25 protein-coding genes and 7 tRNA genes are annotated in these 24,389 nt (G+C 71.6%); 20 read left to right on the top strand and 12 right to left on the bottom strand.

The window, feature by feature from the left end:
• The first annotated feature begins 7 nt into the window (after positions 1 to 7).
• Positions 8 to 286: a zf-TFIIB domain-containing protein gene (locus tag AB0G35_RS27195; protein ID WP_030813535.1), complete on the top strand. Its 279-nt coding sequence runs from the start codon at positions 8 to 10 to the stop codon at positions 284 to 286.
• 123 nt (positions 287 to 409) lie between these two features.
• Here the strand turns inward: AB0G35_RS27195 and AB0G35_RS27200 are convergent.
• The 5 genes from AB0G35_RS27200 to AB0G35_RS27220 all read right to left on the bottom strand — a co-directional run bounded on the left by AB0G35_RS27200 (position 410) and on the right by AB0G35_RS27220 (position 867).
• Positions 410 to 481, bottom strand: a tRNA-Val gene (locus tag AB0G35_RS27200).
• Positions 482 to 515: 34 nt separating this feature from the next.
• Positions 516 to 587, bottom strand: a tRNA-Val gene (locus AB0G35_RS27205).
• A 25-nt stretch (positions 588 to 612) separates the two neighbouring features.
• Positions 613 to 684 (bottom strand) — tRNA-Val (locus AB0G35_RS27210).
• Between the two features lies 1 nt (position 685).
• Positions 686 to 759: transfer RNA gene (locus AB0G35_RS27215), tRNA-Cys, on the bottom strand.
• A gap of 35 nt (positions 760 to 794) precedes the next feature.
• Positions 795 to 867 (bottom strand) — tRNA-Gly (locus AB0G35_RS27220).
• Positions 868 to 1,063: 196 nt separating this feature from the next.
• Between AB0G35_RS27220 and AB0G35_RS27225 the strand changes: the two genes are divergently transcribed.
• Genes AB0G35_RS27225 through AB0G35_RS27235 form a run of 3 tightly spaced genes read left to right on the top strand, consistent with a single transcriptional unit; the run spans position 1,064 to position 3,823 of the window.
• Entirely contained in the window at positions 1,064 to 2,113 is a 1,050-nt protein-coding gene (locus tag AB0G35_RS27225; protein ID WP_360954912.1) for a chorismate-binding protein, read from the top strand.
• The gene (locus tag AB0G35_RS27230; protein ID WP_360954813.1) at positions 2,110 to 2,934 is read left to right on the top strand and encodes an aminodeoxychorismate lyase; all 825 of its coding nucleotides are present in this window, start codon (positions 2,110 to 2,112) and stop codon (positions 2,932 to 2,934) included. The genes AB0G35_RS27225 and AB0G35_RS27230 overlap by 4 nt, the downstream gene beginning before the upstream one ends.
• Before the next feature lie 58 nt (positions 2,935 to 2,992).
• Positions 2,993 to 3,823 carry a GNAT family N-acetyltransferase gene (locus AB0G35_RS27235; RefSeq protein WP_360954816.1) on the top strand — a complete coding sequence of 277 codons (831 nt, stop codon included), beginning with the start codon at positions 2,993 to 2,995 and terminating at the stop codon, positions 3,821 to 3,823.
• Between the two features lie 79 nt (positions 3,824 to 3,902).
• On the opposite strand, the gene AB0G35_RS27240 is transcribed toward AB0G35_RS27235, so the two are convergent.
• Positions 3,903 to 4,463: a DsbA family protein gene (locus tag AB0G35_RS27240; RefSeq protein WP_360954819.1), complete on the bottom strand. Its 561-nt coding sequence runs from the start codon at positions 4,461 to 4,463 to the stop codon at positions 3,903 to 3,905.
• Positions 4,464 to 4,633: 170 nt separating this feature from the next.
• Here AB0G35_RS27240 and AB0G35_RS27245 point away from each other — a divergent pair, with 170 nt between their 5' ends.
• Together AB0G35_RS27245 and AB0G35_RS27250 are read left to right on the top strand one after the other, a co-directional pair.
• The gene (locus AB0G35_RS27245; protein WP_360954822.1) at positions 4,634 to 5,092 is read left to right on the top strand and encodes a hypothetical protein; all 459 of its coding nucleotides are present in this window, start codon (positions 4,634 to 4,636) and stop codon (positions 5,090 to 5,092) included.
• A 68-nt stretch (positions 5,093 to 5,160) separates the two neighbouring features.
• The gene (locus tag AB0G35_RS27250; RefSeq protein ID WP_360954825.1) at positions 5,161 to 5,316 is read left to right on the top strand and encodes a hypothetical protein; all 156 of its coding nucleotides are present in this window, start codon (positions 5,161 to 5,163) and stop codon (positions 5,314 to 5,316) included.
• Between the two features lie 60 nt (positions 5,317 to 5,376).
• On the opposite strand, the gene AB0G35_RS27255 is transcribed toward AB0G35_RS27250, so the two are convergent.
• Both AB0G35_RS27255 and AB0G35_RS27260 read right to left on the bottom strand, forming a co-directional pair.
• Positions 5,377 to 5,943: a CGNR zinc finger domain-containing protein gene (locus AB0G35_RS27255; protein ID WP_360954828.1), complete on the bottom strand. Its 567-nt coding sequence runs from the start codon at positions 5,941 to 5,943 to the stop codon at positions 5,377 to 5,379.
• Between the two features lie 228 nt (positions 5,944 to 6,171).
• The gene (locus tag AB0G35_RS27260; RefSeq protein WP_003959770.1) at positions 6,172 to 6,585 is read right to left on the bottom strand and encodes an SsgA family sporulation/cell division regulator; all 414 of its coding nucleotides are present in this window, start codon (positions 6,583 to 6,585) and stop codon (positions 6,172 to 6,174) included.
• Positions 6,586 to 6,774: 189 nt separating this feature from the next.
• Between AB0G35_RS27260 and AB0G35_RS27265 the strand changes: the two genes are divergently transcribed.
• The 4 genes from AB0G35_RS27265 to AB0G35_RS27280 all read left to right on the top strand — a co-directional run bounded on the left by AB0G35_RS27265 (position 6,775) and on the right by AB0G35_RS27280 (position 8,104).
• Positions 6,775 to 7,206 (top strand): TIGR02611 family protein, encoded by a 432-nt coding sequence (locus AB0G35_RS27265; protein ID WP_360954831.1) that lies wholly within the window; start codon positions 6,775 to 6,777, stop codon positions 7,204 to 7,206.
• Positions 7,207 to 7,260: 54 nt separating this feature from the next.
• Positions 7,261 to 7,332: transfer RNA gene (locus tag AB0G35_RS27270), tRNA-Val, on the top strand.
• A gap of 166 nt (positions 7,333 to 7,498) precedes the next feature.
• Positions 7,499 to 7,960: an SRPBCC family protein gene (locus AB0G35_RS27275; protein ID WP_360954834.1), complete on the top strand. Its 462-nt coding sequence runs from the start codon at positions 7,499 to 7,501 to the stop codon at positions 7,958 to 7,960.
• A gap of 72 nt (positions 7,961 to 8,032) precedes the next feature.
• A tRNA-Val gene (locus tag AB0G35_RS27280) sits at positions 8,033 to 8,104 on the top strand.
• A gap of 219 nt (positions 8,105 to 8,323) precedes the next feature.
• On the opposite strand, the gene AB0G35_RS27285 is transcribed toward AB0G35_RS27280, so the two are convergent.
• Positions 8,324 to 9,049: an exonuclease domain-containing protein gene (locus tag AB0G35_RS27285; protein ID WP_360954837.1), complete on the bottom strand. Its 726-nt coding sequence runs from the start codon at positions 9,047 to 9,049 to the stop codon at positions 8,324 to 8,326.
• A 209-nt stretch (positions 9,050 to 9,258) separates the two neighbouring features.
• Here AB0G35_RS27285 and AB0G35_RS27290 point away from each other — a divergent pair, with 209 nt between their 5' ends.
• From AB0G35_RS27290 to thrS, 3 genes are all read left to right on the top strand, one after another.
• On the top strand, positions 9,259 to 9,846 hold the full coding sequence (locus AB0G35_RS27290; protein ID WP_360954915.1) for a DUF4365 domain-containing protein: 588 nt from the start codon (positions 9,259 to 9,261) through the stop codon (positions 9,844 to 9,846).
• A complete protein-coding gene (locus AB0G35_RS27295) occupies positions 9,846 to 11,024 on the top strand; it encodes a hypothetical protein (protein WP_360954840.1) in 1,179 nt (392 codons plus the stop codon). The genes AB0G35_RS27290 and AB0G35_RS27295 overlap by 1 nt, the downstream gene beginning before the upstream one ends.
• A gap of 111 nt (positions 11,025 to 11,135) precedes the next feature.
• Positions 11,136 to 13,118: a threonine--tRNA ligase gene (thrS, locus tag AB0G35_RS27300; protein WP_360954843.1), complete on the top strand. Its 1,983-nt coding sequence runs from the start codon at positions 11,136 to 11,138 to the stop codon at positions 13,116 to 13,118.
• 58 nt (positions 13,119 to 13,176) lie between these two features.
• Here thrS and AB0G35_RS27305 read toward each other — a convergent pair whose 3' ends face one another.
• A complete protein-coding gene (locus AB0G35_RS27305; RefSeq protein WP_360954846.1) occupies positions 13,177 to 13,818 on the bottom strand; it encodes an ion channel in 642 nt (213 codons plus the stop codon).
• Positions 13,819 to 13,885: 67 nt separating this feature from the next.
• On the opposite strand from AB0G35_RS27305, the gene AB0G35_RS27310 reads away from it, so the two are divergent.
• From AB0G35_RS27310 to AB0G35_RS27320, 3 genes are all read left to right on the top strand, one after another.
• The gene (locus AB0G35_RS27310) at positions 13,886 to 14,443 is read left to right on the top strand and encodes an HIT domain-containing protein (RefSeq protein WP_360954849.1); all 558 of its coding nucleotides are present in this window, start codon (positions 13,886 to 13,888) and stop codon (positions 14,441 to 14,443) included.
• A gap of 135 nt (positions 14,444 to 14,578) precedes the next feature.
• Complete coding sequence (locus AB0G35_RS27315) at positions 14,579 to 15,352, top strand: polysaccharide deacetylase family protein (protein ID WP_360954918.1); 774 nt, start codon at positions 14,579 to 14,581, stop codon at positions 15,350 to 15,352.
• Positions 15,352 to 16,554 (top strand): hypothetical protein, encoded by a 1,203-nt coding sequence (locus AB0G35_RS27320; protein WP_360954852.1) that lies wholly within the window; start codon positions 15,352 to 15,354, stop codon positions 16,552 to 16,554. The genes AB0G35_RS27315 and AB0G35_RS27320 overlap by 1 nt, the downstream gene beginning before the upstream one ends.
• Before the next feature lie 36 nt (positions 16,555 to 16,590).
• On the opposite strand, the gene AB0G35_RS27325 is transcribed toward AB0G35_RS27320, so the two are convergent.
• Positions 16,591 to 18,246, bottom strand: a complete 1,656-nt coding sequence (locus tag AB0G35_RS27325; RefSeq protein ID WP_360954855.1) for a hypothetical protein — start codon at positions 18,244 to 18,246, stop codon at positions 16,591 to 16,593.
• A gap of 208 nt (positions 18,247 to 18,454) precedes the next feature.
• Positions 18,455 to 20,653 (bottom strand): elongation factor G-like protein EF-G2, encoded by a 2,199-nt coding sequence (locus AB0G35_RS27330; protein ID WP_360954858.1) that lies wholly within the window; start codon positions 20,651 to 20,653, stop codon positions 18,455 to 18,457.
• A gap of 263 nt (positions 20,654 to 20,916) precedes the next feature.
• Here AB0G35_RS27330 and pgsA point away from each other — a divergent pair, with 263 nt between their 5' ends.
• The 4 genes from pgsA to AB0G35_RS27350 all read left to right on the top strand — a co-directional run bounded on the left by pgsA (position 20,917) and on the right by AB0G35_RS27350 (position 24,310).
• Positions 20,917 to 21,573: a phosphatidylinositol phosphate synthase gene (gene pgsA, locus AB0G35_RS27335; RefSeq protein ID WP_360954861.1), complete on the top strand. Its 657-nt coding sequence runs from the start codon at positions 20,917 to 20,919 to the stop codon at positions 21,571 to 21,573.
• Complete coding sequence (locus AB0G35_RS27340) at positions 21,570 to 22,505, top strand: phosphatidylinositol mannoside acyltransferase (RefSeq protein WP_360954864.1); 936 nt, start codon at positions 21,570 to 21,572, stop codon at positions 22,503 to 22,505. The genes pgsA and AB0G35_RS27340 overlap by 4 nt, the downstream gene beginning before the upstream one ends.
• Complete coding sequence (locus AB0G35_RS27345; protein ID WP_360954867.1) at positions 22,502 to 23,623, top strand: glycosyltransferase family 4 protein; 1,122 nt, start codon at positions 22,502 to 22,504, stop codon at positions 23,621 to 23,623. Before AB0G35_RS27340 ends, AB0G35_RS27345 begins: the two co-directional genes overlap by 4 nt.
• Positions 23,624 to 23,764: 141 nt before the next feature.
• Positions 23,765 to 24,310 (top strand): hypothetical protein, encoded by a 546-nt coding sequence (locus tag AB0G35_RS27350; RefSeq protein WP_360954870.1) that lies wholly within the window; start codon positions 23,765 to 23,767, stop codon positions 24,308 to 24,310.
• Positions 24,311 to 24,389: the final 79 nt, after the last annotated feature.

Here is a 24,389-nt window from a genome sequence, read left to right on the forward strand (position 1 = left end):
GCCGACGATGCAGTGCCCCAAGTGCCATGCACCGATGCACACGTACAACCGCAATGGCGTCCAGATCGAGCAGTGCGCCGGCTGCCGGGGGATCTTCCTCGACTACGGGGAGCTGGAGGCGCTGACCCGCCTGGAGTCGCAGTGGGTCCAGCAGGCCCCGCCGCCGCCCGCCCCGCAGGCCTACCCCGCCGCCCCCGCCTGGGGCGCCCCGCACCACGGGCACCACGGCCACCATGGACACCACGGTCATCACCGTGGCCTCGGCCACATGCTGTTCTCGTCCTGAACGGTCGCACCCGGCCCGGCCGGCAGGTTCACACCGGCCGGCCCGCACCGAAGCCCGTGACCGCTACGGCACGGCACAAAAGCCGAGGGCCGGAGCGAAACGCTCCGGCCCTCGGGCTGCGTGTGGACGATACTGGGATTGAACCAGTGACCTCTTCCGTGTCAGGGAAGCGCTCTCCCGCTGAGCTAATCGTCCTCGGGACCATGGATCGCGAAGACCCACGGTTGCGTGCGCGATACTGGGATTGAACCAGTGACCTCTTCCGTGTCAGGGAAGCGCTCTCCCGCTGAGCTAATCGCGCGGGGGCCCGGCCTGAGCCGGACCAGTGGACGATACTGGGATTGAACCAGTGACCTCTTCCGTGTCAGGGAAGCGCTCTCCCGCTGAGCTAATCGTCCTTGGAGGTGGAGACGGGATTTGAACCCGTGTAGACGGCTTTGCAGGCCGTTGCCTCGCCTCTCGGCCACTCCACCAGGAGTGAGGGGGTTCGGGAAGATCCCCCACATCGAGCGGACGACGAGACTCGAACTCGCGACATCCACCTTGGCAAGGTGGTGCTCTACCAACTGAGCTACGTCCGCAGGTGTCTCTCCCAGACTACGTCCGGGAAGCTACCCGGCCCCCGGGGCGCTTCCGCGTCCCGGCGACGTGTTGAACTCTAGCGGATTCCGGGGCCAGTACAAAAACGCGTTTGTGCAGCGTGCTGCGCTGCTCGCCCGGCACAGGCGCACCCGGGGCCCCCGCCATAGACTCGCTGACGTGCACGACTTCGCTCCCATGGCCCGCTTCGGCGGCCTGATAGCCACCGATCTAAGGGACGTGACCAGCGATCCCGCGGCCCTCGACTCGACGGGCTGGTGGGCGGTGGCCGCCGACTTCGAGGGCCAGGTGGTCTGCGCCCGCTTCGCCGACGTACGCCCCGCCACCCCGGCCGACACCCCGGCCCCCGGCACCTGGCACGGCCCCGCGCGTGACGCCTGGGTCAGCTCCCTGGACCGCGACGCCTACGTCCGCGGCGTACGGCGGGTCCGGGAACACATCGCGGCCGGCGACGTCTACCAGGTGAACCTCTGCCGGGTGCTGAGCGCGCCGCTGCCCGACCCCGACCGGGCCGACGTCGACGCGCTGTCCGCGGTGCTGGCCCGCGGCAACCCCGCACCGCACGCCGGCACCATCCGGCTGCCCGGCCACGGCGTGGAGATCGCCAGCGCCTCCCCTGAGCTCTACCTGCGACGCGACGACCGCGCCGTGTGGTCCGGCCCCATCAAGGGCACCGGCCGGACCGCCGCGGACCTCTCGGACAAGGACCGGGCGGAGAACGTGATGATCGTGGACCTGGTCCGCAACGATCTCGGCCGGGTCTGCGCCACCGGAACCGTCACCGTCCCGGCACTCTGCGCGGTCGAGGAGCACCCCGGCCTGGTGCACCTCGTCTCCACGGTGCGCGGCGAACTGGACCCGGCCAACGAGAAGAGCGCCTGGGCCGACCTGCTGGACGCCACCTTCCCGCCCGGCTCGGTCACCGGCGCCCCCAAGTCCAGCGCCCTGCGGATCATCGACGAGCTGGAGACCGCGCCCCGCGGCCCGTACTGCGGCGGCATCGGCTGGGTCGACGCCGACCGCCGCACCGGTGAGCTCGCGGTCGGCATACGGACCTTCTGGATCGACCGCACCGCCGCCGACGGGCCGGTCCTCCGCTTCGGCGCCGGGGCCGGGATCATCTGGGACTCCGACCCCGAGCGGGAATGGGCGGAGACCGAACTGAAGGCGAGCCGGCTGCTCGCGGTAGCGTCGGGGCGCAACGAGCCGAGCGGAGGAGAGCGATGAGGATCTGGCTGGACGGGTCACTGCGGGACTCCGAGGACGCCCGGGTCTCGGTCTTCGACCACGGGCTGACGGTAGGCGACGGCGTCTTCGAGACCGTCAAGGCGGACCACGGACGCGCCTTCGCCCTCACCCGCCACCTGGAGCGCCTGGCCACCTCCGCCCGCGGCCTCGGCCTGCCCGAGCCCGACCTCGACGAGGTGCGGCGCGGCTGCGAGGCCGTCCTCGACGCCAACCCGGTGCCGCTGGGCCGGCTGCGGATCACCTACACCGGCGGCGAGTCCCCGCTCGGCTCGGACCGCGGCGACGCCGGCCCCACACTGGTCGTCGCGCTCTCCGCGACCACCCGCCGCACCGACACCACCGCCGCCGTCACCGTCCCCTGGACCCGGAACGAGCGCGGCGCGCTGGCCGGCCTGAAGACCACCTCGTACGGCGAGAACGTCGTCGCCCTGGCGCGCGCCCGCGAACAGGGCGCCACCGAGGCGCTGTTCGGCAACACCGTCGGCGCGCTCTGCGAGGGCACCGGCTCCAACGTCTTCGTCGTCCTGGACGGCGAACTGCACACCCCGCCGCTCACCTCCGGCTGCCTGGCCGGCATCACCCGCGCGCTGACCGTCGCCTGGGCCGGCGCCAAGGAGACCGAGCTGCCGCTGGACGTCCTGGAGCGGGCCGAGGAGATCTTCCTGACCTCCACCCTCCGCGACGTGCAGGCCGTGACCCGGATCGACGGCCGCCAACTGGCCGCGGAGCCGGGCCCGGTGACCGCCGAGGCCATGCGGATCTTCGACGAGCAGTCCGCCGCCGACTTCGACCCGCGGTGAGGAACGGCCCCCGTACGAGGTGATGACGGGCCCGCGCACGGGCGAGTAGAAAGACCCCGTGACCACTACGCTGCGCCCCGCGGGACCCGAGGAACACCACGACGACGGCACCCGGGCCCGCCCGTACGACATCTGCGTCAACAGCCGGCGGGTCGGCACGGTCCGGCTGTCGACCGACGCCCGTTTCGGGCCGACGGCCGGCCGGATCACCTACCTGGCCATCGACCCGCCGGACCGGCACCGCGGCCGGGCCACGGTCGCCGCACTGGCCGCCGAGGAGGTACTGCGCGGCTGGGGCTGCCGGCAGATCGAGGTGACCGTCCCGGCCGAGGCGGAGGCCGCGCTGCGGCTCGCGACCGCCCTGGGCTACACCGAGCGCAGCCGCACCCTGAGCAAACCCCTCGACGCGCCGCCGCGGCTGCCCGAGGACGTCACGGACCGGCCGCTGAGCGAGGCGGAGTACCCGGCCTGGCGGGACGCCGCGCTCGCCGAGTACGTCCGTACGCAGACCGGCCAGGGGATGTCCCGGGCGCGCGCCGAGGAGACCGCGGTGAAGGGCCACCGGGCCCTGCTGCCGGACGGGGCGGAGACCCCCGACCAGGTCCTGCGGATCCTGTCCCACGACGGCGCCGACGCCGGCAGTCTCTGGCTCGCCCTGCGGATGCCGGACCAGCCGGGCGGCTACGTCGTCGACGTGCGGGTGGACCCCGCACACCGGAGGCGGGGCCACGGCCGCACGCTGATGCTGATCGCCGAGCGCGAGAGCCTCGCGGCCGGCCGCCCCACCCTCGGCCTCAACGTCTACGCGGGCAACGCGCCGGCCCTCGGCCTCTACGAGTCGCTGGGCTACCGGCCCACCGGGTACCTGCTGTGGAAGCCGATCCTGTAGGGCGGCCGGCCGCGCTCCGGCACTCCGGGGCGGCCCGGCCCCGGCCGGCCCGTTCCTGGCCGGCTCAGCCCTGGCCGGTTCAGCCCTGACCGGCCAGCAGCCGGTCGGCGATCTCCTCGATCCGGGCGCGCAGCCCCTCCTGGCTCTTGCCGCCGTCCAGCCGCTCACCGCCGATCACGTACGTCGGGATGCCGGTCACGCCGATCGCCTTCCCCTCGGCCTCGTCGGCGTCCACGATCAGCAGATGCCGCCCGTCGATCAGCGCGGTGTCCAGCTCCTCCGCGTCCAGCCCGAGCTCCCCGGCGACCTCCAGCAGCAGCTTCTCGCCGCGGGCGGCGAGCTCCTCGGTGCGCGCCAGCACCGCCTCGACGTACGGCCAGCCCTGCCCCTGCACCAGTGCCTCCTCGGCGGCCTGGGCCGCGGCGTAGGCGTGCTTGTGCTTCGCCAGGGGGAAGTGGCGCAGCCGGATCTCCAGCCGGTCGCCGTAGCGCTCGCGCAGCGCCCGCAGGTCCGCCAGCGCGGTGTGGCAGTCCGGGCACTGCAGCTCACACCACACGTCGAGGACGATGGGGGTACCCCCTGCCTGAGCGAAGCCGAGAGCTTGGGGGAGGGCGGGGACGGAGGTGGTGGCGTCGTTCATGCGGCCAGTCTTTCAGCCCGCCCCCTGGTGGCCGAACCCGGACCTGAGGATGAGGGTGACCCGGAGAAGACCCTGAAGCCGGTGCCGGAACATGGCCGCGGCGGCCCCGCACAGGGCAGGATGGAAGGGAGCAGAGGCACTGCTCGCCCTTTCACCGGCAGGAGGACCGGATGCTGACCTCGACCGTCTGTGCCGCGGTGTCGGCAGCGGGCCTGGGCATCGCCGCGCTGACGGCGTACCGCAAGCGTTTCCTCGCCGCGACCCGCATCGCCGCTTTTTCCCTGATCCCGATCGGCCTGGTGATGACCGGTGTCATCGACTGGGTCACCAACATCGTCTTCAAGCCCACGGTCTGGGCCGGCTTCGGTCTGCTCGCGCTCTCGTTCCTGCTGTTCATGATCAGCCGGGGCGTGGAGCGCCGCCGGGGCGGGATCGGCGCCCGCAAGGACCGCAAGGCGGCCGGAGGCGCCACGTCCGACGCGGTGGCTCCGGGGGCCTCCATACCGTCCCTCGGCGCGGGCCGTACGGCGGACCGGCCGGCCGGCAAGGGGAAGGCACCGCAGGCCGCCAGCGCTCCCAAGGATGACTTCTCGGACATCGAAGCGATCCTGAAAAAGCACGGGATCTGATGAACTCCCGCTGCTGAGGCGCCCTTTGGGCGCACTCGGAAGATCATGTGCGCCATGATGCGCGCGAGATGAACGATGAGTGCGCCCTCGCCCAAGACGACGCCCCGTCCCCCGAACCCCGCGGCTGCCTGTTCGCGCTGTCCCAGCCGCCGCTGATGCTCTTCCTCGCCATCATCGGCTGCCTGCTCCTCCTCGGCGCCGTACACGACCTCTTCCTCCTGTGAGGCCGGCGTACGGCCCGCCCGCACCGGCCGTGGCAGCCGTCGGCCGGCCCGCTCCGGCCGTCAGCCCGCGGCCTCCCGGCGCCGCGCGCGGTAGGCCGCGACATGCAGCCGGTTGCCGCAGGTGCGGCTGTCGCAGTAGCGCCGCGAACGGTTGCGGGAGAGGTCGACGAACGCGTGCCGGCAGTCCGGCGCCTCGCAGCGCCGCAGCCGCTCGCGCTCACCGGCCACGACGAGGAAGGCGAGCGCCATCCCGCCGTCCGCGGCCAACCGGTCGGCCACCGAGGCGCCCGGCGCGAAGTAGTGCACGTGCCAGTCGTAGCCGTCGTGGTCGGTCAGCTGCGGGGTGGTGCCCGCCGAGGCGACCAGCGTGTTGAGCCGCGCGGCCGCGGTGCGGTCGTCCTCGGCGGCGAAGACCTCGGCGAACCGCGCGCGGACCCGGCGTACCGCCGCGAGGTCGTCCGGGCCGAGCGGGCCCACGTCGCTGAAGTTGTTGCGGCGGGCGAAGTCCTCGACGGCCGTGGCGTCGGTCAGGCTGTCCGGCGCGCCGGGCGCCTCGCCCTCCGGAGCGGTGTTGAGCAGATCGACGACCGCGTCCAGCGCGCACCGGGTGTCATGGGTGATCATCACGGTTCCGCTCCCTGGCAGGGTGGGGCCGGACGGGTACCGCCCCCGGTGTCGTGGCCGAATGGTCGCCGACTCTAGCGGCTGGGACAAGCTTCGGCGCCGTCTCCCGCGGTGGCTCCGCGACGACGACGCCGATCTCTGCCGTATGAACTTGTCGGTCCTGCGCCGTCTCCCCGAGTCGGACGGGCGCAAGTGTGAGCGGATGGGTGCTTTCGGTAACCGTGCTGCGTCTCAGCTCTCCGCGAGGATGTGGGACAGCTCCGTGTCGAGATCGAAATGCCGGTGCTCCGTACCGGGCGGTACGGCGGCATCCGTCCTTTTGAGGAACGACTCGAGAGCCCGCGCGGGGGCTTCGAGCAGGGCTTCGCCTTCCGGGGAGCTCAGGGCGATGCAGACCACGCCCTGCCCGTGGCTCCGGGACGGCCACACGCGGACGTCTCCGGTGCCCGTGGGCCGGTGCAGGCCCTCGGCGAGGAGGTCGCGGGCGAACACCCACTCAACGGTCTCCTCGGCTCCGGTATGGAAGGTGGCATGCACGGCGTAGGGATCGGCCGTGTCATACCGCAGGCCCGCGGGTACAGGCAGTGAGGACTCGCTCGACACAACGAGGCGCAGGTGCAGCTCGCAGCTGACCGTGGTGTTCATAAGCGCCAGGGCCTTTCGCTCAGTGTGCGCTCGGGGATTCGCACGTCGGCGAAATCGACATGCCACCTACGGTGCCGTTGTAAACCCCTCTGACGGTTTTGGGTGGCTTCAGGTACCTCTTACGGCGGATTGCGAGATCGTCCTCGTCGGTAATTCCGCGGACCCCTCCCGTCCGGTAAGTTTGACGGTATGAATACGCTGAGTAACGGGGGATCGGCCGTAGTCGAGGAGGAGGCCGTGCCCCCCGAGCAGCCGCTCGGCTCGCGAGCGCCACATTTCATCAAGCGTTCCCGGCCGCTGCACCTGAGCTGGCAGGTCGGCGTCTTCGTCGTCGGCCTCGCGGTGGTCGCCGGCGGAGTGATCATGCTCCCGCTGCCGGGGCCCGGCTGGCTGGTGATCTTCGCCGGCATGGCGATCTGGGCGACCGAATTCGTCTGGGCCCAGCTGGTCCTGCGCTGGACCAAACGCAAGGTCACCGAAGCGGCCCAGAAGGCGCTCGACCCCAAGGTGCGGCGCCGCAACATCACCCTGACCGCCATCGGCGTGACGATCATCGCCGTCGGGGTCGCGGTCTACGCGTGGAAGTTCGGCCTGGTGCTGCCCTGGAACGTCGCCGAGTGACCGGAACGTGGTCACAAGTGCCCGCCGACGTGGGGTAATGTTGGCGGTGCGCCCGGGCGATTAGCTCAGTGGGAGAGCGCTTCGTTCACACCGAAGAGGTCACTGGTTCGAACCCAGTATCGCCCACGTCACAAGGGGCGGCGGGTACTCGCAGACGATGCGGGTCGCGCCGCCCCTTTTGCGTGCCGCTGTGCGCGACGGCCCGTAGGTGCCAAGTCCACGGAACGCCACCGGCGTTGGGCGCCCGGCCTCTCCCGGGTGCCCGCCGGCCCGTGGGGTGCACACTGGGATCATGCCCGACTGGTCCCGCCGGCTGCACCGCTACCGCTTCCGCAGCGTCTGGCTGCTCGACGCCCCGCCGGCCGTCGTCTACGCCGTCCTGGAGCGGGCCGAGAGCTACCCGCAGTGGTGGCCGCAGGTGCGCGAGGTGACCCGGCTCGACGACCGGACCGGGACCGCCCGCTTCCGCTCACTGCTGCCGTACGACCTCACGGTGGTGGCCGTCGAGCGGGTGCGGGACCCTGGGGCGGGCGTCCTGGAGATCGCGATGCGCGGCGATCTGGCCGGCCGGGCGCGCTGGACCGTGGTCCCCGGCGCCGGCGGCACCCGCGCCGTCTTCGAGCAGGACGTCGAGGTCCGCAAGCCGCTGATGCGGCGGATCGGGCTGCTCGCGCGGCCGCTGTTCCGCGCCAATCACGCCCTGATGATGCGGGCCGGGCGGCGCGGGCTGGCCGGCTGGCTGGCCAGGACCTGAGGAAATTTGATGGAACGCCCGCGCGGCCTGTATTGTTCAGGTCGTTCGCGAGGGAATCCCCGCCGGACACCCGGGCGATTAGCTCAGTGGGAGAGCGCTTCGTTCACACCGAAGAGGTCACTGGTTCGAACCCAGTATCGCCCACCGGGATCAAGAACCGGGCCGCCAAAAGGTGGCCCGGTTCTTTTTGTTGAGTGGTGCGGGAACGGAGTTCCGTAGTGGGGAGTTCCGTGCCGTGGAGTTCTGTTGCCGACGCGTTCCGCCGCCGCGGGAGCCGACCCGGAAACGGAATTCCGCCGATTCTTTCCCGGCCGGCCGAACCGGTCGTCGACCGGCCGCCCACCCGGAATTCCTGATGCCGAATCAGGCGGCGGTGGGGAGTTCGGGACGCAACGGCCAGTGCGGATCCACCGATTCCGTACTGCCGCTGCGCGCGAACCACGCCTGCAGCCCCCGGGCCTGGGCCGCGTACCAGACCGCCTGCCGGGTGTGCAGCTCCGCCGGGTGCAGGCCCTTGAGACGGTCCGCGAACCGGTGCCCCAGCGCGCGCACCACCCGCAGCGCGGCCAGGGCGTCCGCGGCCGCGTCGTGCGCCTCGGTCAGCTCGACCTCGTACTGCGCACACAGATCGGTGAGCGTACGGCGGCCCTTGCGGTAGCGGTCCAGATGCTTGTCCAGCACCCGCGGATCCAGCACGCGCAGCGGATGGGCGCCCAGATACGCGTCCAGCGAGCTGGCGCGGTGCCGCTTCAACTCGCGTTCCAGCAGGGTCAGATCGAACGGGGCGTTCATCACCACCAGCGGGCGGCCGGCCACCGACTGGGCGGCCAGGGCCCGCGCCACCTCCTCCAGCACCGGCGCCGGCCAGCGGCCGTGCAGGGCGAGGTGGTCGGCCGTGAGACCGTGCACCGCGATGGCGGCTTCCGGTATCTCGACGCCGGGATTGATCAGCCAGCGGGTGATGCGGGGCGCCGAACGCGGGGTCTCCTGGACCACCAGCGCGGCGGAGACGATGCGGTCCCGCTCGACGTCGATCCCCGTCGTCTCGGTGTCGAAGGCGGCAAGAGGGCCGTCATACCAGCACGGCATCATCCCAACTCCTCGCGCTCGTACGGGGGATGGCGGCGCAAGGCCACCCGAGCAGGTGATACCCGAGCCCGCCGGTGGTCGAACCGTCCTTGTTTGCGGACCACTTGACGCGGAGACAACCACAGGGACGGGCCATGCGATCCGCCGGTTCCCCGTCCTTCGACGCATTCATCTCCGCGCACCCACCGAGCCCGGAAGGCACGCCCGCGATGACCCTCGCGCAGCCCGAACCGGGCGGGCTGTCCCCCGCAAGCGGGAGGTACCCCCCGCCCGCCACCACACCGCAGCGCGGCGGACTCGCGACGACCGCCTGCATGGAGACGCTCCAGGTGGGCTATCTGCACGCGGTCGCGGCCGCCTCCGGCTGCTCGCTGGCCCAGCCCTTCCCGGACAACGGCATCGACTGGCACGTCAGCCACGGCGCGCCCGGCCACACCGTCGACGACGAGGTCACCATCAAGGTGCAGCTCAAATGCACCTACCAGATCGCCCCGCACCCGCCCGGCCCGGCCTTCGCCTTCACCCTCGACAACGACCACCTGGTGAAGCTGGCCCGCACGCCCGTGTCGGTGCACAAGATCCTCGTCGTGATGCTCGTCCCGCGGACCCGGGAGGAATGGCTGCGGGCCTCCCACGACCGGCTCGAACTGCGCCACTGCTGCTACTGGATCAACCTGGCCGGCCATCCGGTGACCGGCCGGCGCAGGACCACTGTGCGGATCCCGACCACGCGGATCTTCGACGACCGCGCGCTCTGCGAGATCATGACCCGGGTCGGGGCGGGAGGGAGACCCTGATGTACCGGCCGATCGACCGACCCGACGCGCGCCCGCTGGATCCCGCGCGGCTCGACCCCGCCGTCCTCAGCGCCCTGCTGGCCCGGCACGGCTGGCGGCGCCGGGGCGGGGCCGCCGGCCACTACGCCCGCTGGACCCCGCCCGGCGGCCTGGGCGGCACCAGCCTGCTGGTCCCGCACGACCGCCGCTTCCCCGACAGCGCGGAACTGCTCACCGAGGCCGTGGCGGCGCTCTCGCGGTCCGCCGCACCCTCCGCCCGCGAGGTGCTGACCGGCCTGGCGGTGCCCAGCGACGAGGTCGGCTGGGAGCGCGACGTCCCCGACGGCGGCTCGGGGGCCGCGCACTGGGTCGCCCAGGAGCAGCTGCGCGGCGCGGCCCGAGCGATGCTGGTCGCCGGGGCCCTGGGCACGTACGGCCGGGCCGGCTACTACGGCGCCCGGCACAAGCGGCAGGCCGAGGGTTTCCTCGGTGAGGTCCTGGTCGGGCCCGCGACCGCCGGCCGGCGGCTGACCGCCTTCGTCCCGGTGCGCGGCGGGCGCGCGGCGGTCGCCGGGCTGCAGCGGGCCCTGCACGCCGCCCGGGACGCCACCGACTACCAGCGCGCCACCGGCGGCATGGAGGCCTATGACGCGGCCGTCGAGCTGGGCGTCTGCCACGAACTGGTGCAGGCGCTGATCGCGCTCGTCCGGGACGCGGAGGGGGTGCGGATCGCGGTCGAGTGGTCCCCGGCGGCCGGTCCGCCGGCCGGCTGCCCGGCCCGCCCCGAACCGGTCGAGTTCTCGCCCGGCGACCTCCCGGCGCTGGAGCAGGCCGCCCGGCGCTACGTCCGCGACGAGCCCTCGCTGCCGGTCCGGGTGACCGGCGCGGTCGTACGGCTGCGCCGGGAGCGGCCCGGCGGCCCGGGCACGGTCCGGCTGCGGGTGCTGACCGGGGCCGACGTGCTCCAGGTGCGGGTCGCGCTGGGGGAGGAGGACTACCGGATCGCGGGCCACGCCCACCTCGTGGGGCTGCCGATCCGGGTCAGCGGCAGACTGGAGAGCCGGGGCGGGTTCCGCCGGATCACCGGGGGCCGGGACGTCACGCCGGTCCAGGTCGACGAGGCGGAGCGGGACCGGCTGCTGAAGTCGCTCCAGGAGAATCTCGACTTCTTCGAGGAGGCGTGCGGCGCCGACGACTGACCGCCCGCGGGCCGGCCCCGGAATCCGTTTCGCGGTCGGGTGCGCCGGCTCGGTACGATTCGGCTGCGCAGCAAACGCTGACGCGCAGCAGACATGAGTCAGGAGAGACCGGTGTCAGACGTCCGTGTGACCGTCCAACGCGATTCCGAGCGGGAAGAACGCGTGGTGACCACGGGCACTACGGCCGCCGACCTCTTCCAGGGTGAGCGCAGCGTCGTCGCCGCACGGGTCGCCGGGGAGCTGAAGGACCTGGCGTACGAGGTCGCCGACGGCGACGAGGTCGAGCCGGTCGAGATCTCCTCCGAGGACGGGCTGAACATCCTGCGGCACTCCACCGCGCACGTGATGGCGCAGGCCGTGCAGGAGCTGTTCCCGGAGGCGAAGCTCGGCATCGGCCCGCCGATCAAGGACGGCTTCTACTACGACTTCGACGTCGAGACCCCGTTCCACCCGGACGATCTCAAGCGCATCGAGAAGAAGATGCAGGAGATCCAGAAGCGCGGGCAGAAGTTCTCGCGCCGCGCGGTCAGCGACGAGGCCGCCCGCGAGGAGCTGGCCGACGAGCCGTACAAGCTCGAACTGATCGGCCTCAAGGGCTCCGCCGCGGACGCCGCCGAGGGCGCCTCCGCCGAGGTCGGCGCCGGCCAGCTGACCATCTACGACAACCTCGACGCGAAGACCGGCGAGCTGTGCTGGAAGGACCTGTGCCGCGGTCCGCACCTGCCCAGCACCCGGGTCATCCCGGCGTTCAAGCTGATGCGCTCGGCCGCCGCGTACTGGCGCGGCAGCGAGAAGAACCCGCAGCTCCAGCGGATCTACGGCACCGCCTGGCCGACCAAGGACGAGCTCAAGGCGTACCTGGAGTTCCTCGCCGAGGCCGAGAAGCGCGACCACCGCAAGCTCGGCGCGGAGCTGGACCTGTTCTCCATCCCGGAGGAGCTGGGCTCCGGCCTCGCCGTCTTCCACCCCAAGGGCGGCGTGGTGCGCCGGGTGATGGAGGACTACTCCCGCAAGCGGCACGAGCTGGCGGACTACGAGTTCGTCAACACCCCGCACATCACCAAGGAGAGTCTCTTCGAGACCTCGGGTCATCTGCCGAACTACGGCGAGGCGATGTTCCCGCCTCTGGAGTTCGACGGGCAGAACTACCGCCTCAAGGCGATGAACTGCCCCATGCACAACCTGATCTTCAAGGCCCGCGGCCGGTCGTACCGCGAACTGCCGCTGCGGCTCTTCGAGTTCGGCACGGTCTACCGCTACGAGAAGTCCGGCGTGGTGCACGGCCTGACCCGGGCGCGCGGCTTCACCCAGGACGACTCGCACATCTACTGCACCAAGGAGCAGATGGCGGACGAGCTGGACAACCTGCTCACCTTCGTCCTCGACCTGCTGCGTGACTACGGCCTGACCGACTTCGAGCTGGAGCTGTCCACCCGCGATCCGGAGTCCGACAAGTTCATCGGCGAGGACGCGGAGTGGGAGGAGGCCACCGAGGCGCTGCGCCAGGCGGCCGAGAAGCAGGGGCTGCCGCTGGTTCCGGACCCGGGCGGCGCCGCGTTCTACGGCCCGAAGATCTCGGTGCAGGCGAAGGACGCCATCGGCCGGTCCTGGCAGATGTCGACCATCCAGGTCGACTTCCAGCAGCCCGCCCGCTTCGGCCTGGAGTACACCGCGGCGGACGGCTCCAAGCAGCAGCCCGTCATGATCCACCGGGCGCTCTTCGGCTCGATCGAGCGGTTCTTCGCCGTCCTGCTGGAGCACTACGCGGGCGCCTTCCCGGCGTGGCTCGCCCCGGTGCAGGCGACCTGCATCCCGATCGGTGACACCCACGTGCCGTACCTGGCGGAGTTCGCCGCGCAGGCGAAGGCCAAGGGGCTGCGGGTCGAGGTGGACGCGTCCTCGGACCGTATGCAGAAGAAGATCAGGAACGCACAGCGCAGCAAGGTACCGTTCATGATCCTCGCCGGTGACGAGGACATGGAGCACGGCGCGGTGTCGTTCCGCTACCGCGACGGGTCGCAGGAGAACGGCATTCCGCGCGACCAGGCGATCGCCAAGCTGCTGGACGTCGTGGAGCGCCGCGTCCAGCTGTGATGTGACGCCCGTTGCGTGACGGAGGGCCCCGGGAGAGCATCCGCTCCCCGGGGCCCTGTCACGTCTCGCCCTCCCGGCGGAAGCGGCGCACCAGCCAGGAGGAGAAGGAGCCCACGACCGCGCCGACCAGGGCGACGCCGACGAACATCAGGCCTGCGCCGGTGACCCGGCCGCGGGGGGTGACGGGGGTGACGTCGCCGTAACCGGTCGTGGTCAGGGTCGAGCACGCCCACCACACCGCGTCGCCGAAGGTGTGGACGGTGGTGCCCGGGGCGTGCCGCTCGTCGTGGAAGACGGCCAGGCTGGCGGCGAAGCCGAGCAGCAGGGCGGTCAGGCCGGTGTAGGCCATCACCCGGGCTTCGAGGGCGAGCCGGGGGTGGGCCCGGCGGCGCTGCATCCGGTCGTGCGTATCGATCAGCCGCAGCGGCCGGAGCAGCGGCAGGACGGTCACGATCAGGTCCAGCCAGCGGGTGCGGACGAAGCGCTTCCGGTCGTCGCTGAGGATCAGCCGGGCCAGATATTCGGCGACGAAGAGGCCCCAGGTGGTGAAGCTGACGAGCGACCAGAACAAGTGCCAGCCGGGGGAGAGGTCGGGGATCAGCACCTGTACCGCGTAGGAGGCCAGGAAGAGCAGCGAGGCGGCGAGCAGGTACGGCCCGGAGGCACGCTCCCATTCCTGTCGCCGCTGTTCCCTGTCCACCGGCCCAGCATCGTCCAGCGGCCGGTGCGATCCGCCCCAACGACACGCTGCCAATGGGCGACGCCATATGCTGGCCCGTATGACAAGCGAGCCGGAGCAGCAGATCGGAGTCGGGACGCAGGACGCCTTCCAGCGCCTGTGGACGCCCCACCGGATGGCCTACATCCAGGGCGAGAACAAGCCGAGCGGCCCTGGTGCCGACGACGGCTGCCCGTTCTGCACGATCCCGGAGAAGTCCGACGAGGACGGGCTGGTGATCGCCCGCGGTGAGCGCGTCTACGCGGTGCTGAACCTGTATCCGTACAACGGCGGGCACCTCATGGTGGTCCCGTTCCGGCACGTGGCGGACTACACCGAGCTGGACGGGCCGGAGACCGCGGAGCTGGCGGAGTTCACCAAGCGGGCGATGACCGCGCTGCGGACCGCTTCGGGGGCGCACGGCTTCAACATCGGGATGAACCAGGGCTCGGTGGCCGGTGCCGGGATCGCGGCCCACCTGCACCAGCACGTCGTCCCGCGCTGGGGCGGCGACACGAACTTCATGCCGGTGATCGGGCACACCAAGGTGCTGCCGCAACTCCTCGCCGACACCCGGGCGATGCTGGCCGCCGCCTGGCCCGCGTAGCGTCCCGCCCGCCGTCCGGGCGGCCCGCCGGGGCCGGCCCGGAGGCGACACGTACGAGGGTGAATCGGATAGATCGCCCTAATTCGGATTAGTTGCCTCTCTAATGGGGTGGTGACTTCCCCAGATCGTCGCTCGGTGCTGCGCGCGGCCGCCTCCGCCGCGGCCGCCGGCGTGCTGATGTCGGGCTGCGAACCCCACCGGGACGAGGAGCGCGGGGCCGTGCGGACCGCCGGCCCGAGCCCGTCCCCGGCGGGCCGGGAACCGCACCGGCCGGCCCATGCCGCCCGCCCGCCCACCCGGGTGCCGGGCCTGCCCGTACAGATCGAGAACGGCCCGCGCGACGCCCGCGCGGTCGCGCTGACCTTCCACGGACGAGGCGACCCGAAGCTGGCGACCGCCCTGCTGGGCGAGGCCGAGCGGGCCGGCGCCCGGGTCACCGTGCTCGTCGTCGGCGACTGGCTCGACGCCCAGCCGCAGATCGCCCGCCGCATCCTCGACGGCGGCCACGAGCTGGGCAACCACACCCTCCACCACCGCAACATCTGCGCCCTGCCGGCCGCCGACGCCTACGCCGAGATCACCGGCTGCGCCGACCGGCTGCGCCGCCTCACCGGAACCATCGGCAGCTGGTTCCGCCCCTCGCAGACCCGGCGGGCCACCGACCTGGTCACACAGCTGGCCCGCAAGGCCGGCTATCCGCACGTCCTCTCCTACGACGTGGACTCCCTCGACGCGAACGACCCCGGTGCCCCGGCCGTCCGCCGCACGGTCCTGGACGCGGTCCGGCCGGGCTCGGTCGTGAGCCTCCATCTCGGGCACGCCGGCACGGTGGCCGCGCTGCCCCCGATCCTCGACGGCCTCCGCCGGCGCGGACTGCGCGCGGTGACGACAACGGAGCTAGTGACCTGATGGCTGACCGGAACCGTACCCACGACCCCAAGAGCCCCCGCGCCCGCCGCCGGGCGGCCGCGCTGCTCGCCGTGGCCTGCGCGCTGGTGGCCGCGGCCTGCAGCGGGGAGGGCAAGCCGGCCGGGCAGAGCCCCCGGCCGGTCGAGCGCGCCCCGCTGAAGGCCGCCAAGCCGGGACTGCCCGGGATGCCGCCGCTGATCGACGAGCACGACCTGTACGCGGCCGACCGGCCGGGCAAGCTGGTGCCGCAGGTCAAGGACTTCCCGTCGCGGATCTACGTGCCCAACACCGGCTCCGACACGGTCAGCGTCATCGACCCCAAGACGTACAAGGTCATCGAGACCATCCCGGTGGGCATCCAGCCGCAGCACGTCGTACCGTCCTGGGACCTGAAGACGCTCTGGGTCAACAACAACCGCGGGCACGACCTGACGCCGATCGACCCGGCCACCGGCAAGGCCGGCGAGCCGGTCAAGGTGCACGACCCGTACAACCTCTACTTCACGCCCAACGGCAAGTACGCCGTCGTGATGGCCTCGATGGACCGGCAGTTGGTCTTCCGCGACCCGCACACCATGGAGGTCCGCAAGACCCTCCCGGTCAACTGCGCCGGCGTCAACCACGCCGACTTCTCGCCGGACGGCCGGTACTTCATCGTCTCCTGCGAGTTCTCCGGGGAACTCCTCAAGGTCGACACCGAGAAGATGAAGGTCATCGGCCAGGAGAAGCTGCCGTTCGACGGGGCGATGCCGCAGGACGTGAAGATCTCCCCGGACGGCAAAACCTGGTACATCGCCGACATGATGGCCGACGGCATCTGGGTCATGAACGGCGACACCTTCGACCGGCCCAGGCTCATGCCGACCGGCAAGGGCGCCCACGGCCTCTACGTCAGCCGCGACTCGCGCTACATGTACGTCTCCAACCGCGGCGAGGGCTCCATCTCCCTGCTCGACTTCCGTACCGGCGAGCTCGTCGACAAGTGGCACATCCGCGGCGGCGGCAGCCCCGACATGGGCGGACTGTCCACCGACGGCAAGGTGCTGTGGCTGTCCGGCCGCTACAACTCCGAGGTCTACGCGCTCGACACCAGAACCGGCAAGACCCTCGCCAAGATCCCGGTCGGCCAGGGCCCGCACGGCCTGGCCGTCTACCCGCAGCCCGGGCGGTACTCCCTGGGACACACCGGCATCTTCCGGTGACCCCCGGGGCCGCCCGGCCCACGGCCGAGCACCCGGCTAGGCGCTGTACTCGTCGGCCTTCTGCGGGTCCACGCCCTGGATCAGGCCGCTGAGCACCAGCGCACGGTTGGTGAAGCGCTCGGTGTCCACGCCGTGCTCCTTGAGGACGCCCATGGCGGCGGCGTGGACCACGCGCAGGACCGGGGTCGCGGCGCGCAGCGCGTCATCGGCCATGAAGCGGTGCCGCCAGGGCTTGTCCGCCCAGACGTGCCGCAGGCCGAACGGCTCGGGCAGGGTCAGCTTCCCGCCGAGGAAGTCCAGGACCGGAGGGAACCACGTCAGCGGCGCCCGGGCGGCCAGCCGCACCACCTCCTTGGGCTCGATGAGCGGGAGGTGCTGGGTCTTGGTCTCCCAGAACTTGACGACCTTGGCGACGTCCTTGGTCTTCGGCTCCGGCTTGGTCGTGAACAGGCCGTGGACCGGACCGAGGGCATGGCCGGTCACCTCGATGCGCAGCGTCTCGTGCAGCACCGTGACGGTGATCATCAGCGTGATCACCAGCTGGCCGTCCCACAGCACGAACTGCACGCCCAGGTAGTGCCTGTTGCCGCTGCCGAACTGCTGCTCGTTGCAGATCCGCTCTATCTCGTGCCCCCGGATCTGGTACGCCTCCACGTGCGCGCCCTCGGGGCGGCTGACGGCGTCGGCGTTCTCCCCGACCGGGGAGACGATCCAGTGGCGTACGGACGGGGTGGGGAAACCGCCGGTGTGCAGCGGGCTGCGCTCCAGCAGCCGCAGCTTGTCGTGGATCGCCCGGATCACGTCCCAGCTGCGGAACGGGTGGATCTCCGTGCCCTCCTGGACGGGCTTGAGCTCCTCGGCGAGCTGCCAGCTGCCCCAACGGGTTCCCATGCCGAGTATGCCCTTGGGACCGGCGTAGAAGACCACGTTGCTGTTCTGCTCGGCGGTGACCTTGGCGAGGTTCTGGCGGAGTGTCTCGGCGGCGGTCTGGTTGGGGTCCTGCGGCACCGCCTCGGGGATCTTCGCGGCCACCCCGCCGCCCTCCAGCAGCCCCTTCCAGGACTCCCGCATGGCCACCGCGGTCTTCTCGCAGATCTGCTTGGCCCACCACCAGCCGATCATCGGCACGATCACCATGGCCCGCGCGTACATCGGCCAGAAGCCGGTCAGCGGCAGCTTGACCATGAAGAACAGCCCGAGACCGGCCAGCACCGTCAGCAGCGTCGCGCCGAGCAGTGAGACGCCGTTGCCCTCACCGTCCTTGGAGAGCATCTTGCGCAGCTGGAAGACACCCAGCCACAGCAGCACACCGGGCAGGAACACCACGCCGAACAGCACCATCACCAGCGTCAGCTTGGTGTCCCGCTGCTTGCGGATGCGCGTCGCCGACAGGCAGTGCTCGACGACGGTCTGCGGCTCGATGCCGAACGACTGGATCAGCGGCTTGCGGCCGCCGCCGAGCATCCGCACCTGCACGGCACGCGCGAACGCCTCGCCCAGATTGGGCTCGAACAGCGACAGCTTCGGCTTCTTGATCGCGGACTTGGCGGTGTCGGAGTCGGCCTTGCTGATGGCCGCGAGCGGGTCGTCACGGTAGGCGGCCGAGGCCAGTGCCTGGGTCGCCGCCGTCTGACCGGCGCTCCCCGAGAGCGGCACCTGCGCCCCAGGACTGAAGTCAAAGCCGTCTGCCACTACCGCCCCCACACCGCTCGCATCCGATGATGCGGCTCTTCCCGACTTCCGCTGACGGCACACCTGCCGGCCTCGCGCCACCACCGCCGAACAAGCGTCCGTCCCCCTCACAACGGCGGCATCCCAGCGTACAGCCGCCGTCCACCCCAAGGGAGTTGAGCCGGACGACGGCTGAATCACGGCTGCTTCAGCGCTGATATGACGTCAACTACCCGCCGTTCCCGGCCTCTTCCCGGACCTTCGCGGCGAGCTGCGGCGGCATCGCTTCGTGCCGGAGGTAGACCCGGGAGAACCGGCCGGTGCCGTGCGAGAGCGACCGCAGGTCGACCGCGTACCGGCCGACCTCGATCTCCGGCACCTCGGCGCGGACGACCGTACGGCCGGCCCCCGACTGCTCGGTGCCCACGACCCGGCCCCGGCGACCCGACAGATCGCTCATCACCGGCCCCACGTACTCGTCCGGAACCATCACGCTGACCTCGCAGAACGGCTCCAGCAGATCGATCCGGGCGTCGGCCGCCGCCTCCCGCAGCGCCAGCGCACCGGCCGTCTGGAACGCGGCGTCCGAGGAGTCGACCGAGTGCGCCTTGCCGTCGAGCAGCGTGACGCGGATGTCGACCAGCGGATGCCCCGCGGCGACCCCGCGCCCGGCCTGGGCACGCACCCCCTTCTCGACGGACGGGATGAACTGCCGCGGCACCGCACCGCCCACGACCTTGTCCACGAACTCGATCCCCGAACCGCCCGGCAGCGGCTCGACCTCGATCTCGCAGATCGCGAACTGCCCGTGCCCGCCGGACTGTTTGACGTGCCGGCCGCGGCCCGCGGCGGACTCGCCGAAGGTCTCCCGCAGCGGCACCTTGTGCGCAACGGTGTCGACCTGGACGCCGTAGCGGGTCCGCAGCCGCTCCAGCGCCACGTCCACATGGGCCTCGCCCAGGCACCACAGCACCACCTGGTGGGTGTCCTGGTTGTGCTCCAGCCGCATCGTCGGATCCTCCGCGACCAGCCGGGCCAGGCCCTGGGACAGCTTGTCCTCGTCGGCCTTGCTGTGCGCCTGGATGGCGACCGGCAGCAACGGGTCCGGCATCGACCAGGGCTCCATCAGCAGCGGATCGTCCTTGGCCGAGAGGGTGTCGCCGGTCTCGGCACGGGTCAGCTTCCCCACGCACGCCAGATCACCGGCGATCGCCTGCGGCAGCGGGCGCTGCTGCTTGCCGAACGGGGCGGACAGCGCGCCGACCCGCTCGTCCACGTCGTGGTCCTCATGCCCCCGGTCCGCGAGACCGTGCCCCGACACGTGCACCGTCTCGTCCGGACGCAGGGTGCCGGAGAAGACCCGCACCAGCGAGATCCGGCCGACGTACGGGTCGGAGGAGGTCTTGACCACCTCCGCGGCCAGCGGACCGTCCGGATCGCACACCAGCGGCGGGCGCGGCCTGCCGTCCGGGGTGGTCACCGCGGGCGCCTCGTGCTCCGACGGGGTCGGGAAACCGCCGGTGATCAGCTCCAGCAGCTCCACGGTCCCCAGCCCCTGCTTCGAGCCCTCGGCGGCCGGGGCCGCGGCCAGCACGGGGTGGAAGGTGCCGCGGGCCACCGCCGTCTCCAGGTCCCCGACGAGCGTCTTGATGTCGATGTCCTCGCCGCCGAGGTAGCGGTCCATCAAGGACTCGTCCTCGCTCTCGGCGATGATCGCCTCGATCAGCCGGCCCCGGGCCTCCTCGATCAACGGCAGCTCCTCGGCGGTCGGCTCACGCTCGGTGCGCTCCCCGGAGGAGTAGTCGAAGACCCGCTGCGAGAGCAGGCCGATCAGGCCGTGCACGGGGGCGTGGCCGTCGGCCCCCGGTGTCCCGTACAACGGCAAATACAGCGGCACCACCGCGTCCGGATCCTCCCCGCCGAAGGTGGCCCGGCACAGCTCGGTCATCTCGTCGAAGTCCGACCGGGACGCCTCCAGGTGCGTGATGACCAGCGCCCGCGGCATCCCGACGGCCGCGCACTCGTCCCAGACCGCGCGGGTCGCGCCGGCCACGCCGTCGGCCGCCGAGACAACGAAAAGGGCCGCGTCCGCGGCGCGCAGACCGGCCCTGAGTTCCCCGACGAAATCGGCGTATCCGGGGGTGTCCAAGATATTGATCTTGATTCCGCCCCAGTCCACCGGGACCAGGGAGAGCTGTACGGAACGTTGCTGCCGGTGCTCGATCTCGTCGTAGTCCGACAGCGAGCCGCCGTCCTCGACCCGCCCGGCCCGGTTGACCGCGCCGGACGCCAGCGCGAGCGCCTCGACCAGGGTGGTTTTTCCCGATCCGCTGTGGCCGACCAGCACCACGTTCCGCAGGGCCGTGGGCCGGCCGGCCGTTACCGCCCTTCCGGCGGCTCCCGGGTGTGTACTCGTCTTCTCGCTCATGTGTCTCGCCTCCAGGTCGACACTTTGCGGTGATTCGAGCTTTCCACCGTGGTCACCAGCCGTCCATAGATGGCACAGCGCCCCCGCGCTCCCAAGGGGTCCGAGGGGCCCGCCCGCGCGCCCGGAGGCGCACGCCGCCCGGCCCGAGCCGCGGGATGCACCCTGCGCCGCGATGCCTTCGTGGTGGCCGAAGACCTCGTGGCTACGATGGGCCAGCCGGTGGCCCCTTGACCGCGCGGCCCATATCGACCTCCGGGAAGGCCATGCTGAACAAGTACGCGCGTGCTTTCTTCACGCGTGTTCTCACGCCGTTCGCCGCCCTGCTCATCCGCCTCGGCGTCAGCCCGGACGCGGTCACCCTCATCGGCACCGGCGGCGTGGTGGCCGGGGCGCTGATCTTCTACCCGCAGGGCGAATTCTTCTGGGGAACGGTCGTCATCACGCTGTTCGTCTTCTCCGACCTCGTCGACGGCAACATGGCACGGCAACTGGGCCGCTCCAGCCGCTGGGGTGCCTTCCTCGACTCCACCCTCGACCGGGTCGCCGACTCGGCGATCTTCGGCGGACTGGCCCTCTGGTACGCCGGCGGCGGCAACAGCCTGACGCTCTGCGCCATCGCGATCTTCTGCCTGGCCAGCGGCCAGGTCGTCTCGTACACCAAGGCCCGCGGCGAGGCCATCGGGCTGCCGGTGGCCGTCAACGGCCTGGTGGAGCGCGCCGAACGGCTCGTCGTCACCCTCGTCGCCTGCGGTTTCTCGGGTCTCCACAAGTTCGGGGTACCCGGCATCGAAGTACTGCTGCCGATCGCCCTGTGGATCGTCGCCATCGGCAGCGCCGTCACCCTCGGCCAGCGCGTGGTGACGGTACGCCGCGAATCGGCCGAGGCCGACGCCATCGCACAAGGGGGGAACAGCGCATGAGCCCGCGGCTGCCGCGGATCGACACCGGCACACTCACCGACGCGCTCTACGGACTGGGCTGGAGCACCGTCAAGCGGCTGCCCGAAGGCGTCGCGGTACGCCTCGGCCGGCAGATCGCCGACACCGCCTGGAAACGCCGCGGAAAGGGCGTCCGCCGCCTGGAGGCGAACCTCGCCCGGGTCGTCCCGGACGCCTCCCCGGAGCGCCTGGCCGCACTCTCCCGCGCGGGCATGCGCTCGTACATGCGCTACTGGATGGAGTCCTTCCGCCTGCCCGCCTGGAGCGAGGACCGCAGAAAGAACGGCTTCGTCCCCGAGGACGTCCACCACCTCACCGACGGCCTCAAGAGCGACCGCGGCGTCATCCTCGCCCTGCCCCACATGGGCAATTACGACCTCGCCGGCGTCTGGGTCACCACCAAGCTCAACACCCCCTTCACCACCGTCGCCGAACGCCTCAAGCCGGAATCCCTCTACGACCGCTTCGTCGCCTACCGCGAAGGCCTGGGCATGGAGGTCCTGCCGCACACCGGCGGCGCCGCCTTCGGCACCCTCGCCCGCCGCCTGCGGGCCGGCGGCCTGGTCTGCCTGGTCGCCGACCGCGACCTCTCCAGCTCCGGCATACCCGTCAAGTTCTTCGGCGAGGAGACCAAGATGCCCGCCGGCCCGGCGATGCTCGCCCTCCAGACCGGCGCCATGCTGCTGCCCGTCACCCTCTGGTACGACGACACACCCGTCATGCGCGGCCGGGTCCACCCCGAGATCGAGGTCCCCGAGACCGGCACCCGCGCCGAGAAAGCCGCCCAGATGACCCAGACACTCGCCGACACCTTCGCCTCCGGCATCGCCGACCACCCCGAGGACTGGCACATGCTCCAGCGCCTGTGGCTCGCCGACCTGGAAGCCCGCGACCCCGGAAGGGAGACGGCGTGAAGATCGGCATCGTCTGCCCGTACGCCTGGGACGTCCCCGGCGGCGTGCAGTTCCACATCCGCGACCTGGCCGACCACCTCATCCGGCTCGGCCACGAGGTCTCCGTCCTGGCCCCCTCCGACGACGACACCCCGCTCCCGCCGTACGTCGTCTCCGCCGGCCGCGCCGTCCCCGTGCCCTACAACGGCTCGGTCGCCCGCCTCAACTTCGGCTTCCTCTCCGCCGCCCGGGTCCGCCGCTGGCTGGCGAACGGCGCCTTCGACGTCATCCACATCCACGAACCGGCCTCACCCTCCCTGGGCCTGCTCGCCTGCTGGGCCGCCCAGGGCCCGATCGTGGCCACCTTCCACACCTCCAACCCGCGCTCCCGCGCGATGATCGCCGCCTACCCGATCCTGCAACCCGCCCTGGAGAAGATCAGCGCCCGCATCGCGGTCAGCGAATACGCCCGCCGCACCCTGGTCGAACACCTCGGCGGCGACGCGGTCGTCATCCCCAACGGCGTCGATGTCGACTTCTTCGCCCGCGCCGAACCCAAAGCCGAATGGCAGGGGAAGACGATCGGGTTCATCGGCCGCATCGACGAACCCCGCAAGGGACTGCCGGTCCTCATGAAGGCCCTGCCGAAGATCCTCGCCGAGGTCCCCGACGCCCGCCTCCTCGTCGCCGGCCGCGGCGACGAGGAAGAGGCCGTCGCCTCCCTCCCCGCCGAACTCCGCCCCCGGGTCGAATTCCTCGGCATGGTCAGCGACGAGGACAAGGCCCGCCTGCTGCGCAGCGTCGACCTCTACGTCGCCCCCAACACGGGCGGCGAATCCTTCGGCATCATCCTCGTGGAGGCCCTGTCCGCCGGCGCCCCCGTACTGGCCAGCGACCTCGACGCGTTCGCCCAGGTCCTCGACCAGGGCGAGGCCGGCGAACTCTTCACCAACGAGGACGCGGAGGCACTCGCCACCGCGGCGGTCCGGCTCCTCGGCGACCCTGCCCGCCTCGCCGAACTCCGCACCCGCGGCACCCGCCACGTCCGCCGCTTCGACTGGTCCACGGTCGGCGCGGACATCCTCGCCGTCTACGAAACGGTGACGGCGGGCGCGACCGCGGTGGCGCCGGCGCCGTAGGCGGTCCTTCCCACGTGTTCGTCCGCGGCGCCGCAGAGCGCAACGGTGAGCAACCCCGACGGCGGGATGGACGGGTACGTGCGGGGGCGCCGCACAGCAGCACGCGCTGCCCCCGAGTACGTGGGAGTAACGTGCCACCCCGTGACCACGTTCATCTGGATCGCCGCCGCGATCATCCTCATCGGCATCTACCTCAGCTGGACGGCCGGCCGCCTCGACCGCCTGCACGCGCGCATCGACGCCGCCCGCGCGGCGCTCGATGCCCAGCTCTTGCGGCGTGCCTCCGTCGCGCAGGAGGTCGGGACGTCCGGCGTCCTCGACCCGGCCGCCTCGATCGTCCTCTACCAGGCCGCCCACGAGGCCCGGCAGGCCGAGGAGGACCACCGCGAGGTCGCCGAGAGCGAACTCAGCCAGGCGCTGCGGGCCGTCTTCGCCGAGGAGGCGCAGCTGGAGGCCGTACGCCAGGCCCCCGGCGGCGAGCAGACGGTCACCGAGCTCACCGCCGCGGTCCGCCGCGTCCCGATGGCCCGGCGCTTCCACAACGACGCCGTACGGGCCGCCCGCGCGGTCCGCCGCCACCGGGTGGTGCGATACTTCCGGCTCGCCGGTCACGCCCCGTTCCCGCTGGCCTTCGAGATGGACGACGAGCCGCCGGCCGTCCTGGACGACCGCTCCTCGGGCAACTGAGCCGAGCCGGGTGCCGGCCCGGTCAGGAAAGAGCGGGAACCGCTCACCAATGGGCCGGGTGCCGCCCGCGGGAGGGGGT

Source organism: Streptomyces sp. NPDC021749, assembly GCF_040640655.1.
GTDB lineage: Bacteria > Actinomycetota > Actinomycetes > Streptomycetales > Streptomycetaceae > Streptomyces.

Excerpts from the sequence above, each read along its gene's own strand:
- AB0G35_RS27195 (WP_030813535.1), top strand. The coding sequence starts at position 8 with ATGCAGTGCCCCAAGTGCCATGCACCGATGCACACGTACAACCGCAAT.
- AB0G35_RS27225 (WP_360954912.1), top strand. The coding sequence starts at position 1,064 with ATGGCCCGCTTCGGCGGCCTGATAGCCACCGATCTAAGGGACGTGACC.
- AB0G35_RS27230 (WP_360954813.1), top strand. The coding sequence starts at position 2,110 with ATGAGGATCTGGCTGGACGGGTCACTGCGGGACTCCGAGGACGCCCGG.
- AB0G35_RS27240 (WP_360954819.1), bottom strand. The coding sequence starts at position 4,463 with ATGAACGACGCCACCACCTCCGTCCCCGCCCTCCCCCAAGCTCTCGGC.
- AB0G35_RS27245 (WP_360954822.1), top strand. The coding sequence starts at position 4,634 with ATGCTGACCTCGACCGTCTGTGCCGCGGTGTCGGCAGCGGGCCTGGGC.
- AB0G35_RS27250 (WP_360954825.1), top strand. The coding sequence starts at position 5,161 with ATGAACGATGAGTGCGCCCTCGCCCAAGACGACGCCCCGTCCCCCGAA.
- AB0G35_RS27260 (WP_003959770.1), bottom strand. The coding sequence starts at position 6,585 with ATGAACACCACGGTCAGCTGCGAGCTGCACCTGCGCCTCGTTGTGTCG.
- AB0G35_RS27265 (WP_360954831.1), top strand. The coding sequence starts at position 6,775 with ATGAATACGCTGAGTAACGGGGGATCGGCCGTAGTCGAGGAGGAGGCC.
- AB0G35_RS27275 (WP_360954834.1), top strand. The coding sequence starts at position 7,499 with ATGCCCGACTGGTCCCGCCGGCTGCACCGCTACCGCTTCCGCAGCGTC.
- AB0G35_RS27285 (WP_360954837.1), bottom strand. The coding sequence starts at position 9,049 with ATGCCGTGCTGGTATGACGGCCCTCTTGCCGCCTTCGACACCGAGACG.
- AB0G35_RS27290 (WP_360954915.1), top strand. The coding sequence starts at position 9,259 with ATGACCCTCGCGCAGCCCGAACCGGGCGGGCTGTCCCCCGCAAGCGGG.
- AB0G35_RS27295 (WP_360954840.1), top strand. The coding sequence starts at position 9,846 with ATGTACCGGCCGATCGACCGACCCGACGCGCGCCCGCTGGATCCCGCG.
- AB0G35_RS27310 (WP_360954849.1), top strand. The coding sequence starts at position 13,886 with ATGCTGGCCCGTATGACAAGCGAGCCGGAGCAGCAGATCGGAGTCGGG.
- AB0G35_RS27320 (WP_360954852.1), top strand. The coding sequence starts at position 15,352 with ATGGCTGACCGGAACCGTACCCACGACCCCAAGAGCCCCCGCGCCCGC.
- AB0G35_RS27330 (WP_360954858.1), bottom strand. The coding sequence starts at position 20,653 with ATGAGCGAGAAGACGAGTACACACCCGGGAGCCGCCGGAAGGGCGGTA.
- pgsA (WP_360954861.1), top strand. The coding sequence starts at position 20,917 with ATGCTGAACAAGTACGCGCGTGCTTTCTTCACGCGTGTTCTCACGCCG.
- AB0G35_RS27340 (WP_360954864.1), top strand. The coding sequence starts at position 21,570 with ATGAGCCCGCGGCTGCCGCGGATCGACACCGGCACACTCACCGACGCG.